The sequence below is a fragment of the Microbacterium sp. PRF11 genome (assembly GCF_031844085.1).
Classification (GTDB): Bacteria; Actinomycetota; Actinomycetes; order Actinomycetales; family Microbacteriaceae; genus Microbacterium.
Map to the genome: position 1 here is coordinate 162,056 of NZ_JAUZUP010000002.1, position 14,774 is coordinate 176,829.

The 14,774-nt window shown below is 64.6% G+C and carries 16 protein-coding genes; 11 read left to right on the forward strand and 5 right to left on the reverse strand.

The window, feature by feature from the left end:
* Nucleotides 1-15: 15 nt before the first annotated feature.
* Nucleotides 16-648 (reverse strand): ATP-binding cassette domain-containing protein, encoded by a 633-nt coding sequence (locus Q9R20_RS06335; RefSeq protein WP_311248537.1) that lies wholly within the window; start codon nucleotides 646-648, stop codon nucleotides 16-18.
* A gap of 1 nt (nucleotide 649) precedes the next feature.
* Entirely contained in the window at nucleotides 650-1,729 is a 1,080-nt protein-coding gene (locus Q9R20_RS06340) for a peptidoglycan-binding domain-containing protein (protein ID WP_311248538.1), read from the reverse strand.
* Between the two features lie 208 nt (nucleotides 1,730-1,937).
* Between Q9R20_RS06340 and Q9R20_RS06345 the strand changes: the two genes are divergently transcribed.
* The 4 genes from Q9R20_RS06345 (at nucleotide 1,938) to Q9R20_RS06360 (ending at nucleotide 5,815) form a co-directional block, all read left to right on the forward strand.
* Nucleotides 1,938-2,258, forward strand: a complete 321-nt coding sequence (locus Q9R20_RS06345; protein ID WP_311248539.1) for a hypothetical protein — start codon at nucleotides 1,938-1,940, stop codon at nucleotides 2,256-2,258.
* Nucleotides 2,259-2,318: 60 nt separating this feature from the next.
* Nucleotides 2,319-2,828, forward strand: a complete 510-nt coding sequence (locus tag Q9R20_RS06350) for a hypothetical protein (RefSeq protein WP_311248540.1) — start codon at nucleotides 2,319-2,321, stop codon at nucleotides 2,826-2,828.
* A 49-nt stretch (nucleotides 2,829-2,877) separates the two neighbouring features.
* Nucleotides 2,878-3,396: a hypothetical protein gene (locus Q9R20_RS06355; RefSeq protein ID WP_311248541.1), complete on the forward strand. Its 519-nt coding sequence runs from the start codon at nucleotides 2,878-2,880 to the stop codon at nucleotides 3,394-3,396.
* Between the two features lie 1,723 nt (nucleotides 3,397-5,119).
* A complete protein-coding gene (locus Q9R20_RS06360; RefSeq protein WP_311248542.1) occupies nucleotides 5,120-5,815 on the forward strand; it encodes a hypothetical protein in 696 nt (231 codons plus the stop codon).
* A 173-nt stretch (nucleotides 5,816-5,988) separates the two neighbouring features.
* Here Q9R20_RS06360 and Q9R20_RS06365 read toward each other — a convergent pair whose 3' ends face one another.
* The 3 genes from Q9R20_RS06365 to Q9R20_RS06375 form a co-directional block, all read right to left on the reverse strand.
* Nucleotides 5,989-6,519: a hypothetical protein gene (locus Q9R20_RS06365; RefSeq protein WP_311248543.1), complete on the reverse strand. Its 531-nt coding sequence runs from the start codon at nucleotides 6,517-6,519 to the stop codon at nucleotides 5,989-5,991.
* Entirely contained in the window at nucleotides 6,516-7,754 is a 1,239-nt protein-coding gene (locus tag Q9R20_RS06370) for a hypothetical protein (RefSeq protein ID WP_311248544.1), read from the reverse strand. Before Q9R20_RS06370 ends, Q9R20_RS06365 begins: the two co-directional genes overlap by 4 nt.
* Nucleotides 7,755-8,134: 380 nt before the next feature.
* Nucleotides 8,135-8,407, reverse strand: coding sequence for a hypothetical protein (locus Q9R20_RS06375; RefSeq protein ID WP_311248545.1), 273 nt, complete (start codon nucleotides 8,405-8,407; stop codon nucleotides 8,135-8,137).
* A 73-nt stretch (nucleotides 8,408-8,480) separates the two neighbouring features.
* Between Q9R20_RS06375 and Q9R20_RS06380 the strand changes: the two genes are divergently transcribed.
* The 7 genes from Q9R20_RS06380 to Q9R20_RS06410 all read left to right on the forward strand — a co-directional run bounded on the left by Q9R20_RS06380 (nucleotide 8,481) and on the right by Q9R20_RS06410 (nucleotide 14,772).
* Complete coding sequence (locus tag Q9R20_RS06380) at nucleotides 8,481-10,316, forward strand: hypothetical protein (RefSeq protein ID WP_311248546.1); 1,836 nt, start codon at nucleotides 8,481-8,483, stop codon at nucleotides 10,314-10,316.
* Between the two features lie 238 nt (nucleotides 10,317-10,554).
* Nucleotides 10,555-11,127: an antitoxin Xre/MbcA/ParS toxin-binding domain-containing protein gene (locus Q9R20_RS06385; RefSeq protein WP_311248547.1), complete on the forward strand. Its 573-nt coding sequence runs from the start codon at nucleotides 10,555-10,557 to the stop codon at nucleotides 11,125-11,127.
* A complete protein-coding gene (locus tag Q9R20_RS06390) occupies nucleotides 11,090-11,713 on the forward strand; it encodes an RES family NAD+ phosphorylase (protein WP_311248548.1) in 624 nt (207 codons plus the stop codon). Before Q9R20_RS06385 ends, Q9R20_RS06390 begins: the two co-directional genes overlap by 38 nt.
* Nucleotides 11,714-11,986: 273 nt before the next feature.
* Nucleotides 11,987-12,175 carry a hypothetical protein gene (locus Q9R20_RS06395; protein WP_311248549.1) on the forward strand — a complete coding sequence of 63 codons (189 nt, stop codon included), beginning with the start codon at nucleotides 11,987-11,989 and terminating at the stop codon, nucleotides 12,173-12,175.
* Between the two features lie 613 nt (nucleotides 12,176-12,788).
* A complete protein-coding gene (locus tag Q9R20_RS06400; RefSeq protein ID WP_311248550.1) occupies nucleotides 12,789-13,184 on the forward strand; it encodes a YbaB/EbfC family nucleoid-associated protein in 396 nt (131 codons plus the stop codon).
* Entirely contained in the window at nucleotides 13,181-13,501 is a 321-nt protein-coding gene (locus tag Q9R20_RS06405) for a type VII secretion target (RefSeq protein WP_311248551.1), read from the forward strand. Before Q9R20_RS06400 ends, Q9R20_RS06405 begins: the two co-directional genes overlap by 4 nt.
* Complete coding sequence (locus Q9R20_RS06410; protein ID WP_311248552.1) at nucleotides 13,501-14,772, forward strand: HNH/ENDO VII family nuclease; 1,272 nt, start codon at nucleotides 13,501-13,503, stop codon at nucleotides 14,770-14,772. Before Q9R20_RS06405 ends, Q9R20_RS06410 begins: the two co-directional genes overlap by 1 nt.
* The last annotated feature ends 2 nt before the right edge of the window (nucleotides 14,773-14,774 follow it).

A 14,774-nucleotide genomic window follows, 5' to 3' on the forward strand; every position in this document is an offset into this window, starting at 1 on the left:
GCGGCAGCACGCGGTTCACAGCTGCACGACCTCGTCGCATTCATCCGCTACCGCCGAGGAGTGCGTGACCACCACTACTGTGCACCCGCGACGGGCTTGCGCGCGCAGCGCGGCAACGACGACATCGCTGCTGGCGGGGTCGAGGTTCCCCGTTGGCTCGTCGGCGAGGATCACGGCGGGATTCCCAAGCAACGCCCGGCACAGCGAGATGCGTTGTGCCTGCCCGCCGGAAACCTGGCCTGGGCGACGCTCCGGCGTCACGTTCACGCCGAACTCGTCCATCAGTTCCCTCGCGCGGTGGGCAGCGGCTCTGCGGGACGTGCCCCTGTAGAGCGCGCCTTCTGTGATGTTGTCGAGCACGCTGCGGGTGGCGTCGAGGGCGGCGTCCTGGAACACGAAACCGAATTGCTCCGCCCGCAGCCGCGCTCGCTCGTGGTCGGTGGCCCGGCGTGTCGAACGCCCGTGCACGAGGATGTCGCCTGCACGTGGGGTGAGCATAAGGCCGAGGAGGTAGAGGAGGGTCGATTTTCCTCGTCCGGACGGTCCGGTCAGAGCCGTGAGCGAACCAGTCTCGAATGCGGCAGACCACCCGTCGAGCAGAGCCGCGCCGCGGACATAGCCGAAGGTGATTCCGCGCGCCTCCAGCATGTCAGTCCTCCACCGTGGGGAGACGTACAAGCGTTCCTTCGGCTACGCCCTCGATCAGCGATACACCTCTCGCGGCGGACAGCACGGTGACGGTGACGTGCTGGCCGGTGTCGAGAACGAGCTGGGTCGATCCGTCCGGCTGCGTCGACAGTGCGCTCGTGGGCACGGTGAGCCCTTCGGCCGCGGGGACGGTGACAACGCGGGCGGGGAGGATGGACTGCTCGGTGGCGCTCAGGCTCGCGCACGCCTCGGCGCAGATGGGAGAGTCGTCGGCCGAGGCTAGGAGCACGGTGACCGTATCGGGTTGGGCGGGGTCGGAGCGCCGTCCCTGCGCCTGACCGGTCCAGGTCAGCCCGTCGGGTGCGGTGAGTTCGACTCGTGTGCCGTCGGGTACCAGATCAGCCTGGGCGGCGGTGATCGGCAACGCGAACGTCGGTGCGGGGGAGAGGGTGCTGAGCACGTTCTCCCCACCGCTGAGGACACTGCCACGCTGCACGAGCTTCGAGTCGATGACGACCCGGCTGGGGAGCTCGGGAACAAAGATGATGTCCCCGACGGAGACGATCCCGGTGACGGGGTACCCGACCGCTTTCTGCCACGCGCGGAGCGCGCGCTCCGTGCCGGTGCCGAGCTTCCCGTCGACTGCGCCGCCGTAGTACCCGAGGTCGCTCAGCATGGTCTGCAGCTGTCGCACGTCCGGGCCCTCGGTGCCGAGGGCGAGCTCTCGGAATGCAGGTGTCTGTCCCGCTGCAGCCGTTACCGGCCGGAGGTTGACCGCGTACAGCGGGTCGCCCTGCTGCACCGCTGCGCCGTCGGTGACGAGAATGTCAGTCACCACTCCAGCCGCTTGGTTGCGGCCGGCCTCGCTCAAGCTCCAGCTGGCGGTGGCGTTGACGTTCAAGCTCGACCCGACGTCCCCCGTCTGGACCGACACCAGAGTGTGAGGCGCGTCCTCGAGAGGGTCGGTCGGGGGCACGATCACCGTGCTGATGGCCCAGACTCCCGCTGCGCCGAGGGCGAGCCCTGCGGCGGTCGCCGCGGCGAGGGCCGCCCAACGAGAGCCTCCACGCCGCTCACTCATATCGCCGTTACTCCCTCGGTCGGCCCCGAACGACTCTGGCGTCTGCCAGCACGGCATCGACTTTAAACCCAGAAAACGCAAGCTCACGGACCGTTCGTCCGAATGGACGAACTCTTCCCGCCGTGCTTTCCGGAGAGGGTTGCCGCGCGTTAGCCTCCGAGCGGGCGCCCACCTTCAATCGTTCTGAATCGTGGTGTTAGGAATACTCATGAAAAAGCGCACAATCTCTCTCGCGGCCGCCGTTCTCAGCGTCGGCATCGTCGCTTCCGGCGCTGTCGCCGCGAACGCGATCACCTACGGAGCAAAGAACTGCAACTGGCCGCAGCACGCGTTCGTCGAAGCGACGACCAAGGGCGGCTCGCCGATGTTCGAGATCTGGGCGGGCAACGGAACGTACACCTCGCGCACGTTCTCCGGGCAGTCGAACTACGTCCGCAACTACCTGAACAGCGCCGACGAGGACGCTCAGAAGGGTGCGGTCAACCACTACTCGCAGATGCAGAGCGGCGGAATGGGCTGCAGCGTCTGACCAGGAACGCAACGGGTGGGCTGACGAATTGGCGTCAGCCCGCCCGTCGATGGAGAAGCCATGACCAGTAAGTTTCGAATCGTCGCAGTAGTGCTGCTCTGCGCGGCCGCCACCCTCTCCGGCTGCGCCGCCGAGGATGTGGGACCCATCGACTACCAGGCGGGCCAGCTCAGCGGGACTGACCCCAATTTCGCCGAAGCGATGGCGGAATGTCTCGGCGACGCCGGCTGGGAGGTCGAGGTAATGGCTGACAACAGCATTCAGGCCACCCTGGACGGATCGCAGGCGTCCGCCTACCGAGTCGCGGAGGAGGCCTGCAAATCCGACCTCAACTACGACGAATCACCGGTGCTGTCGGAGGAGCAGAACAAAGCGCTGTACCGGGGACTCCTCCAACTGAGCCGCTGCCTCGAGGACGAGGGATATGACGCCGGGGACAAGCCGTCGGAGCAGGCGTTCCTCGACGGCGAAGTGTTCGATCCGTACGGCCACCTGCGCGACCCAGCGCGCGTCGGGCACATCGACGAAGCGACATACGGTGCGCTGCTGACCAAATGCCCACGCCCCTGAACATAACCCCGGCACATGATGAGCTCGTCCGGGTTACGCGAGGTGCGTCGTGACCGTACATGTGCAGCGCACGTCGATGGTCAATGGTGTCTACGCGGTAGTTAGTGCGTCTAGCCTTCTCGTCGCCTTCGCCTGGTTGTTCAGTGGTTCCGTTCGAATCGTGCTGTCCGGTGTTAGCGGAGGTGAGTCAGGAGCCGCGCTTGTCCAGGGCCAGTCGACCCTCACCTTGTTGTCCTTCGGGTTGCTTTTCGGGCATCTTGTCTTTGCTCTCGCGGGCGCGCGGGAACGCTTGGATGCACGATGGGTCCGCTGGGTCGGTCTGTTGCACATTCTTGCTTCGGCGCTCGCTGTCCTGAGCGCCGGTTTTTTCGGCCTGCTCGGCGGGATTGAGTCTTTCACTCGCTTCGTCGGGGTAGTTCTGCTCTGGTCGATGCCGTTCATCGCCAGTGCAGTTGGCTCCATCGGTGTATGGGCGGCGCGGCTGGGTCGGCGCAGGCTCGCGGCGGGATGGACGGTGATGTACTTGGCTTCCTTTCCATTCGTTCTGTTTCTCGGTGTGTTGCGATAGGTCTCGACTCGGTCGCACACAGGTGAGGATTCAGCGATGGGCGTCGACCGGGCGCGCCGTCAGCCGGCATCGGCGACAGCCCAGCAATGCCCCTCTGCTCGGGGGTCACCGACCCCTCGATGGCGTCCGGCCTCAACAGGACACTCACACCGACGCGATGCTCGTTCGCGCGCATGCGTCGGGGGGCCCGTCGTGGATGACTGGAGATTCGAGGATTCCGTCGATGGTCGAGCCGACGGCGACGAAGCCGGCTACACGCCTGGGCCGAGATGAGGGACGGTGAGGACTACGAAGGTCGCGCAGGTGGTTTCGGCCAGAACGCGGCTAGACCGTCATCGAGTATTCAATCCCCAGAAGGGCTGTTAGGACCTGCTCTCCATCGGTGCCACTACCGTCGCCGGACATGTAAAGGTGTGTTTTCGCCAAGGTTGGTCAGGTCTGCCAAGGCCACCTTGGCAGCGTCCAGCCCCGGATTTGCGGGGCTGGAAGGGGGTTGCCAAGGTTGCCAAGGTAGTAGGTAATCCATGAGGAGAAAAAGAGAGAGAGATAGAGATACCGCCGGATCTCTCTCTAAATCCTCTTATGGATGCCTACCCCGCACTTGGCAACCTTGGCTTGAGATCCGTCAACCGCGTATTTCCGCGGATCTGTGGGCCATCGGACCTTGGCATCTACCTTGGTCGGGGCCTGGCGACCTTGGCTGGCTGCGGGGTGGGCCCGCACGTGGGTTCACGCGATGCGAGAAGTCTGCGCAGGGTGCCCGGCCGGTGCCGAACGCGCGTCGCTGACTGCCGCGAACAAGTATTGCAGCGGGCACCGACACCGGCTCTAGGTCGACCGCAGAACACCCGCACGCCTTTCGAGGACTATGAGTGCGCCGCTTCGACCGGGTAGGGGCAGCTAGCGGTCGCCGCAGGGTACGGGGCGTGATGATGATCTTCCGCCTCTTAGCCACCGTGATGCGCGTGCTTGTGCGCCCCAATCTTGTCTGTTGGGTGACGTTCGGAGCCGCGCGGGCCGGGATCGCGCACCTTCTGGGTGTGCGCCAGGCGGGGCGCGGGCCTGCGCCCTCGGTCTACGGTCGCACTCGCCTCGCGCGCCCCTCTCAGTCGGATCCCGTCGTGAACGATTTGCGGGTGCGTCGCGACGGCGCCGTGCGTTTCGGTGCACACGTGCGCCAGCGCCCCGCCCGGCGCGACGGCGTCCGCGAGCTCCCACCTACTCCGTTGGCCATCGGCGCATCGCCCGAGTCATGGTGGCCGTGTCGAGTTCACGCGGGAGTCGCGGGGTCTAGCTCGCCCGCAGGAGTCGCGGGGGTGTGCTCATGTCGCGCGGTGGTGGCGCACGGTAGCCGGACTTTGGTCTCCCCGTCGCGGGCGAGCTTCGCGCTGCATTTCTCGGGGACAAACCGTGGGGATGACGCGAAGTGTCCGCCGAGCGGAGCGGCCCCGCTGTTCGCCGACGCTCTGACGCCCATCCTGGCGCCCGAGCGCGGGGCCTGCGGTGCTCGGCCCATTCCGGCTGGTCTTGTTGTTACCCCGCTCGAGGGGTAGAAAGTCCATGTGTGTATGGTTTCAGCTCACCTCTGCGTCATCCGGTGCACATTGTGAATCCGGGAGAAGACCCAGAACGGGTCGTCTCGCCCGAACTGCTCTCACCGTTACTGCGGCGCATACCCCCGGGGTGGTGGCCTCATCTTGAAGTACCCCGCGGGTGGTGGGAAGTGCTGCACAGACTCGACGCGGACCTGGCTGCCATCGACCCGGGGTACCAACTCCGACGGGCTGCTCGCGTCGACAACGAACTGATCTACCTCACTCGTGCCACCGGCGGAGATGCCAGGTTCGCCCGGCGGGTAGAGCTGGCGAAGCGGGAAGTGCGTGAGGTGTGCGGAACGTGTGGCCTACCCGGCATTCCCCGAACCCGGTCTCGGACCGTCCTTTGCGATGTCCACTGGAGTCCGCCGACGGCGGGAGAGAAAGCCTTCGCGCTCAGCGCTGACATTCCTGAGGCGTGGTTCACAGCGGAAGCCGAGATCGAGAATGACGCGTACGCAGCTGGGAGCGCGGCTGCCGAGCGAAGCGCGGCGGCCAACCATCTCAGCGAGCGGGAGATGGCCGACCTGCTCAACGTCGACGTCTGCCGTGTCCACGAGATGTTCGAACGGGGGCTCCTCGCCGGCGCGGACTACGACGGCCGCGTCGTCTACCCGAGATGGCAGGTGGTCAAGGGACGCCAGCTCCTCCCGCACCTGCCCGTCCTGCTGCGAGCGGCCGACGGTATAGAGCCGCGGACGCTGCAGGCGCTGATGGAGAGCGTCGACGAGGAACTCGATGGGAGCACGCCGGTTCACTGGCTAGCTGATGGTGGTCGGGTGGAGCCGGTCTTGCAGACGCTCGAGCAATGGTGGTGGATATGACGCGCTCGAAAAGGCCACAGCGGAGCGTGCCCGGCGACGTGACCGTGGCCGGGGGCTGACCCTGGGCGGACGGGGTCCGTGAAAATCGAGGCCATCGTGCACGAACTCAGCGGCCCCATCCGGAGGGGTCGCTTCAAACCTCCGTCAGAAGTGACCGGATTGTGAACGCCGGCTTAGTTCTTGCGAACGCGTGCCTTCTTGACGTTGTCGGAGACGGCGATGGCGATGATGTACGCCGCGCCGGCCACGGCATATGCCGACAAACCGAAAACGGATGAGAACGCGATCCAGGAGCCCGAGCCGTAGTTCGCGTCCGGTCTGAGTGCGACGACGAACATCACTGTGATGCCCGAGACCATTACTACAGACGCCAACGCCACTGCGGGCCCCCGCGGATCTGAAGCCCTCCTCGCAAACGCCCGGTGGAGCGCGACGACGGCACACAGCATCGAAAGGCTCAACGCGACCACTGTGATCACGGTTAAAGCCCAGCCGAGAGTTTCGAGGAACGGTCCGACTGGCTCGCATGCGGCAAGCATGGGCGCCGCACCGTAGTACACACCACCGGTCGTGCACGACGCATCGCGGTAGTTACCTACGGCAGCGCCGGAAACGACGAACGGGATCAGTAATCCGATGAGCAAACTGACCCAGCCGGTCCTCGAAAGAATCGGCTGGGTCAGCTGTTGCAAGAGTTGTGTCATCCGCCGCTGTTGCAGTCCCAAGAGAAAGTGTCCGCTGAGGTTCGCCCGTAGTTGAGAGAGGTCCAGCATAGGTCGGGGGCTGTCCACCCCCGGCCGTCGCCGAGAACCGGTCGGTTATCGGTTGCGCCGGGTCCCGGGTAGGTGCCGGGCCATACACCCATGCAATCCGTGAGCGGCATTGAGGGATTGTCCTCGCACCACTTGCGGCTCACTGGCTGAACCAGGCTCCCGACAACGCTTTGCGTGTCGAGGCCCCGGTACGGATACATCTGGATCATGACATCCTGTGTGCCGGCCACGGTGCTGGGAATGCGCCACGGGGCTGCGGCTCCGACAGACACAGATGTTACGACACACTTGTCGAACAGATCGTTGTAGTCCCCGTAGAAACCGATCTCGCGCGGCGCCACGACAGAATTCGTTCCGTTGATGACGATGGCGAACCAGTCGAACGGCCGGTTAGACGCAGCCGCCCAATCTTTGTAATCGCTCCGGCCGCATTGCGGCCGAACGCCGGACCAGCCCTGGTTGGTGGGGCCGAAACGTCTGTGCGTGTAGAAGTCGAACTGAAACTCCATACCCCAGCCTTCGGCCATCTGATGAGGTGCGGCGAAAGGGTTGGAGCCGTACCAGCTGTACTTCGCGGTTATGGATACCCGGGCACCCTGGTCGCGGATCATGGCCTCCGCCGAGGTCGGTTCCCAAGTGCTGGAGGCGCGCGCAGAGGCGACGGCCGACGGTACTTCCCTGTCCGCTCCGTTCAGTAGCTTCGACGTATCCGGTGCGACCGCGTCCGGAGCGTCAAAGACCGGCAGGTCCGAGCCGAGGAGTTCGGGGCTGGCCGAGCGGGCCTGCGAGCGCTGGGTGGTGTAAGCCTCGCCGTCGACGTAAGCGCCAATTACCTCCGGAGCAGTGCCAGTGCTTCTCTCGATGTCGTCGAGAAATGCAACTGGATCCGCATCCGGACCCATCCAGAAGTCTCCAGCGATGGAGTCGCTTTCGAAGTGGTACCCGAGGATGGGCAAGCCTGCACCCTGCTCCACCGTTACAGCCGATTCCAGGCTGACAGGGTGCGCGAACGGGAGTTCTACATGAATGGGCGGCTCGGACGCGGTTGTGCCGTTTAGGGGCGCCTCGGCTGTCTGTTCTAAAGAGGCGGCCTGCGCTGTCGTGCTGGCCCCAATTACCGCGAGAACAGCAACAACTGCGCACGCGGCGCGGATTCTTCTGTACACAAGCCCCCCTAAACTGTTCCTGGTCGCACCTGACCGACGCGATTCAGGTGTCAACATAGGGCACCCCGGGTTGCGGCATGGCGATGCGTGGCGGGCCCATGTAGTGCTGGCTTTATGGTCGATAGCGCTGGGTGGCTTTCGCCGTCAGACCGGGCCGTTTGAGCGTCCGGTTATCCGCGTGCGCTTGGGGACAGCATCCTTGCGCGACGTCCCGTACAGATGATGCGCTTGGTGGAAGCATCGGAGAAATTCGTCCATTCGGATCAACAAGAGATCAGTTCGACTCGCTGTTCGCCGAACACATCTCGGCGGGAGATTGCCGAAGCGGGTATGGCCCGGATATCCCCAGATGCGTCATGCCGACCGTGTGCAGCGACTCCTCACGGCGCGACGTGCGCCGCCATCCAGGCGTTGCCCGAGCCCAGACCAGACGTGGCCCAAGCCTGACCGTCGACGCGAACGACCATGACCTGGTCGGTTGCATCGGCGAGCTTCCTGATGTCATCGCGCACGGCTATCGCCGTCTTGTCCGTGACGATGAACCAGACGCTATCGAGCGGGCGCCAGTGGGTGCTGGCTCGCAGGTAGGTCCAGACAGGCTCGTAGTCGCGCCCGGGAGCTTTCAAATCGTAGGAGACGAGATAGGTGGGCATGAGTTCTCCGTTGGGCCCGAGTAGGTGGCGGGCGCCCTTCAAGCACGCCGAAGGTTGTTGGCAGGATGAACGCGTGCGCGTAGAGATCTTGGCTGTCAACGAGATAAGCAACCTGGTCGCGGGTTGCCAGCATCTCGTGCCGTACATCGACTCCAATGATCGAACATTGCTCACGGACGGGCACATCGACCTCCACAGCGGTCTGCGCCAAAGCCGCGAGGACTTCGTCGGCCGCGTCAGTGTGCAGGTGAAGGGTCAGAGCCGAAAGCGCGCGAGTCAGCGGCTGTCTACCTACCGCGTTCCGCGGGTGGACCTGCTGGCATACCAAGCAGGGGAGGGCGTGCTGTACTTCGTGGTGCTCATCGGCCCGACCCCCGAAGAGCGCACCGCCTACTACGCCTTGCTGTCGCCGTTCGCCATTGCCGCGTTGCTGGAGAAGGCACCCGCGGGGTCGAAGGTATCCGTTCCGCTCAAAGAGGTGCCCAAGGACCCCGCTGAACTCGAGCGGTTGGTGACGCTCGCCCACAAGACGCGAGAGCAACGGGTGTCTCTTGGGTTTGACCCAATTCTGTTGCAGAAGATGAAAAGCATCACCGTTCACAGCGCAGCCGACCTCGATTTCGATGTTCCGCTGACCTTGAACCCTGGGGCTGGCGAGGTCGCCGTCGTGCTGAACACCACCGATGGCCTGTCCATCCATCTCGACGGCATCCTCGAGATGGTCCCCGGCAACTACCTTCCCCGGACTGTGGACATCGAGGTGGGTAGCAACGGCACCGCCTACAGCTCCGCTGTCGTCCGCCGGCTCGACGAGGATTCGTTCGAGATGCAGTTCTCAGAGGCCGTGCGCTTGATCGTTCGCGGGTCCGGTCGAGGAATGAGTACCGACATCTCCCTCACCCTCGTGGGGCAACTCTCGACACGCCTGCAAGCAGTCCGCTTCTTCCTCGGTCTCATCGACACGCGTGTCATTACGGTGAACGGTCAGACGTCGCCGTTCACCGTCGCGGGGACGACGAGCAGCGACGGAGACGATGACGGAGGTCTTCGTCAGCACCTGGCAGCGCTGGAAGACCTGGCGTCCCTGTTCGATGCTCTCGGTGTCGACCTCTCGCTTATCGACCTCTCACGCGTCGACGATGGGCAAGCCAACCAACTGAACATGCTGTATCGCGCCTTGATGCGGAATGAGGAACTCGCCATCGACGGGGGCGGAACGTCCCGGGTGCTGCAACAGGTCGGACCGTGGAATCTGGAGCTGCTGATGCTTCCTGGAACATCGCCCGGGAGATGGCGGTTCGAGGACCCCTTCGCTCCGGAGGCTCCGCGCCAGTGGCGGTGGCGGGAGAAGGGCAAGCCGGAGATGGAAGCGGTCACGGTCACCGCCTACGACGTCGTGGAAGACGAGCATCTGCCGACCATCCTCAACCTACGCCTCGACTCCGTGGTGGCCGCTTACGAAGCCATCGCAGATGCCCCCGACACGACCCGCCTCGCAAACGAGCGAGTCCTGGCATTCCTCGCCGCAGCGGACGTCTCGACTGAGCGACGGCTCGAGTTCCTGCGAGCGGCTTCCCGACTCAACGACTGGTTGATCGCTGAGGAAGGAGCGACCCCCATCCACGACGTGAACCGTTGGCAGATCCTGTTCCGGCAGGAGCTGCTCACGCCTGACGATGAGCAGAACATCCGGGCTCTCAAACGTCAGGTCGTAAGAGATGGAGGTGCGAACGCCGACCTGTTGGAGCTTGGGTGCGCAATCCTGTTGAAGGACGACGGGGAAGTGTCGTTCCTCGTTGACAGGCTCGGGCCAGAGCGGATGCGCTCTGTCGATTCCTGGCCGATCTGGAAGCTCCACCCGCTGACCTCATCTGCGGTCGCTCAAGGGGACGCCGGCCCAGTGGGCTGAGAACCGGCCCGCGTCTACGGCGGCGATTGCAGACCCAAGGCCGTTGCGAGCCGCCCGCCAAGCGGCACGAGATGCCACCTCGGCGTGTGAAGAGACGAAGATGCTGGGTACCGGCACATCAGCTTGGGCGGGATCCACACTTTCGTTCCGCCCGTGTCCTCGCCGGGGAGCGCACCGCGCATGGCTACCTTGACGCACCTTGACGCTGCACCTACCCTAGACAGGAGGGAGAGAGACAATGAGTGATCTGAAAAGCCGTTACAAGGCTGAGCTGTTGCAGGAGATCGGGCGAAACCTCGACGAATACCTCAGCCGCGACACCATCACCGACTTCTCCGCTGACGCCCGAGCGGCAACAGCGTCCTCCGCCCTGGCGGGTGTCCGCGAGGCGAACCGCGTGAACGATCAGCTCGGCGTGTTCTACAGCGTCGACCGTGTCATGCAGGTCTTGGGTGGCATCAGCAGGCAAGCAGTCAATGAACGCGTCCACAAGAACCGTTTGCTTCGCGTGCGGACCTCGGACAACGTCTTGGTGTTTCCTGCTTTTCAGTTCACCGAACACGGAGAGCTCAGGCCCGGCATCAGTGACCTGCTGAAGATATTGCTCCCAACCGGTGAGGATCCATGGACGGTCGCATACTGGCTGACCAGTGAGATCGCTGACTTTGGAGGTCGCACCGCCTTGGACATCCTCGATTCTCGGAACGTCGATGAGATCGAGGACCTACTGGATCTGGCGCGCGACGACGCGGCGGGTTGGCAAGATATGCCTCATGGGGAGATCGACGACCACGCTCGCACCGCCGGATAAGGCTGCGGATTACACAGCCTTCCCGTGCCACGTGCACCGGGCGGGGTTGCGACTGCATAGAGCGCACCGGAAGACCCACAATCCCTGGTTCTTCTCCAGCGGTCGCGGACGCTTCGACCTGAGCACCCCCGGGGGGACTGTCAATCTCGCCTCCTCCGCAGAGGTTGCGACGAGAGAGTCCCTCGGGAAAGTGCTCGTGGGTGCGCGACGGATCCCCGCGGCATCCGTTGCGGGCAAGCGTGTCAGCGCCCTAGAAGTTCCACGCACGCGGTTCGCGGACTTCGTCGCCGGCGGGGCAGCCGCCCACGGCATCGTCGCGGGCGACGTATCCGCTCCGATGAAGACGTACGACACCACCCAGCAATGGGCTGCTGCGATGGCGAAGGCAGGTTTCGAAGGAATTCGTTCTCGGTCACGGTTCGGGACGGGCGTGGCTCCCCTGTGCTACTACCGTTTCGGTGATGCTGGTCAGCACGAGCTGGGCGGCATCACCGAAACTAAGACGATGCGTGATGTGCTCGAGAGCATGCCGGGGATGCAGATCGACCCCACCCCGGCGTCGACCGCCCTCATCATCGATCCTTGAGCCCTCATTAGGTCGCGCACCAAGCGCTCGTCCGTTCGGACGAAGTTGTGACAATTTCGCGTTCGCAGATTTCGGCGGGGCCTTGCCGGTGTCATCGACGAACCCGACGTTGAGCGCGCGGGCCGCGGCGCGGCACGTGGCGATGAGACCGGCTTGTGCGACGAAACGTTTGCGGACCTAGAACAAAGGTTCGATACTGATCGTGTGAACAGCGACGGACCGCGGTGGCACCCTCAGCTGCTGGCGCGGGAGGACCAACCCGCCCATTGGGTAATGCGCGACCCCCGCGGCGTCGTCGCTGGAACGGTCGAGCTGCGCCGCACCGACGACGGACCGCGCTACAAGGTCACCCACCGGGGCACCGTCATCGGGTGGGCGACATCGCTAAGGACTGCGACGGAACGCCTGCATCGCGTGATCATCTCGGAGGGGGTGCCCGGCGGTGGAATCAACGGCCGATAAACGGCGTGATCGGCTCGGTGCACTAACGCATCTGTGGCCGAGGGTTGAAGACCGCCCGGTGAGACTGATGGCGTGGCCGCCCGCCCCAACGGAACGCGGCCCTGAATGAACTCAGTTCGACGCACAGCTCCTGAGTGCGCCAACAGCCGCCGAGTTGTCGCGCGCTTCGTGGGGGGTGTCGGCGTCGCCGCGGAGCCCTTCGGGCCAGGGGAGAATCGTGTGAACTTTGTAACATTGCCCACGCCCGTGCCTCACAGATCTGCGACCGCCAAGGTGACCTTGGCCGACCTGGCTAGCTCTACGAGATATCATGTTTACCTGCCCCCTAGTGTGTATGGCGTTGTGTCGACATGACCGGACACCGCTGATCGTCGTCGTCGGCGAGGTCATGACCATCCCCGTGCGACGGTGAATGTCTCCTATCCGGCGGCCGCCGTCGTCGCCCCCGAGCCCCTTGTCGGGTTGAAGTCGACCTCACCCACATAGTTCTGACACACGCCGGTGCGGGAAGGTGCGCACGACAGGATAAGCAGGCTCGCTGAACATAAGAGGTTTCTCATCCAACGGGCCAACGGGCCGACGTAGGGTCGGACCTGGACTGCGGGAGGTAGCAATGGTGTGGGGTGCGGACGAGGCATCGCAGAAGGTGCGCGATGACGTTCAGCGTGCCCAGCAACGAGCCGAACGCTACCCTGCGCTGCAGTCCGCTATCGACGATGTGAGGAGCCGGGCGGTGTCTGTTCGACGAGACGTGTCGGTCGAAGTAGACGCAGCCGGTGTCCTCCGCGATCTCACCATCGGCGAGAGCGCGCTGGACCGGGGTGGTTCTCGCCTCGCCGCCGAGATCGTCGAGCTGATGCGCAAGGCGACCCGACAGGCGCACGCCGCCACCCTCGCCGCCACCACGGAGATCATGGGGGAGGACGACCCCATCGTGAAGACAATCGCGGCAGACCTTGCCGCACGCGAGACAGGTGAAGAGCAGGGTCGCTCCGGAGGCATGCGATGAGCGGCGACGCGATCAGCGTCGACGTGGAACTGCTGCACCAGCATGCGGGCTTGGTGTCGCAGCTCGCATCAGACGCGAACCAGGCCCTATCAGCGGTCCAATCCGTGAACCTCTCCGGCGGCGCGTTCGGTTTGCTCTGCTCATGGATGGTTCCTCCAGTGAGCATGGTGTCGCAGGCCGTGGGCTCGACCATCCAGCAGGGTGGCGAAGTGATCGAGCGGTCCGCCACTCAAATTCGTGCTGCCGCAGAGGACTTCCAGCGCTACGAGGAGTCGGTGATCGACGCCGTTCGCAGCCTTGATCGGAACCTCGGCTGATGAGCGACAATGCACTCGTCGCCGCGCCGGTCGCATCTGAGCCGTCAGCGTTCGGCGGGGCGTACTTATTGCAGGACGGCGCCGACCTCGCTGCAGCTATCCAGTCGGGCAACTGGGTTGAAGGCGGGGTGGCGGCCTTCTCCGCCGCGCTCGACACCGTCGCCGCTGTCATCGACCCCATAGGCACTCTGCTCGCTAACGGACTGGGGTGGGTGCTCGACCACATTGAGCCATTGCGGGGATGGCTGCAGGACCTCACTGGCAACGCGGCTGAGGTGCAGGCGTTCGCGCAGACGTGGGCAAACGTGTCCAGCCAGCTCAACCGTGTCGGAGGAGACCTTCAACATCGCTTGTCCGATCTCGACGGGATGAGCGGCGCGACCATCGACGCCTACCGCGCGCACGTGCAGGCACTCGCTGACACGGTCGCGTCCACCGGCACATGGTCCGGGGCGGTCGGTTCGGGCCTCGAGATCGCATCTGGACTCGTGCAGGCCGTGTACGAGCTGGTGCGCGACGGCATCGCCCAGGTCGTAGGCACAGCCATCAGCGCGCTCATTACAGCCGGGGCGACTCTGGGACTCGGAACACCTGTCGCGGTCGGCCAGATTGTCGCGCGGGTATCCTCCGTGGCCACCCGGGTGGGCCGTTTCATAGAGAAGCTCCTCACGTCCATGCGACGCTTGATGCCGCTGTTCGATGATCTCTGCGGAGTGCTCGCGAAGCTGTTCCGCGGCGGTCGCGGCGGCGCATCGGACGCCGTCGACCTCCCGAGTGGAAGCGCTTCGATGCCCACCGCAGACGGCGCGATGACCGGAACGGCCCATCTTCCTTCCGCCGCACCGGACCCTCCACGGCCGGCATCGCCGCCACCCCCGGGGGGCGCCGACACGCCGCCCGCCGCCGCTTCCCCGCCGGTCGCGCCCATATCAACCGTTCCACCGTCCGCACCCAAACCGGTGAGCTACAAGCGGCCCAGCAGCTATCGCAAGGGCGTGCGAGATACGGTGTACGAGCAGAACCGTGGACCCGACGGCCTCGTGAGAAACCCTCGCGATCAGACCGTCATCGGTCCGGACGATAAATGGGATATGGGGCATAAACCGGGGTATGAGTTCCGTCACCACGCGGCATCGGCCGAGGAGCGTGGGATCTCGCGTAAGGAATTCCTTGACGAACACAATGAGCCGAGCCATTATCGACCGGAGCTTGGGAAACACAACCGTGACCACCAAGATGAACTCGGACGCGAACACTACAAAGGTCCGTAAGC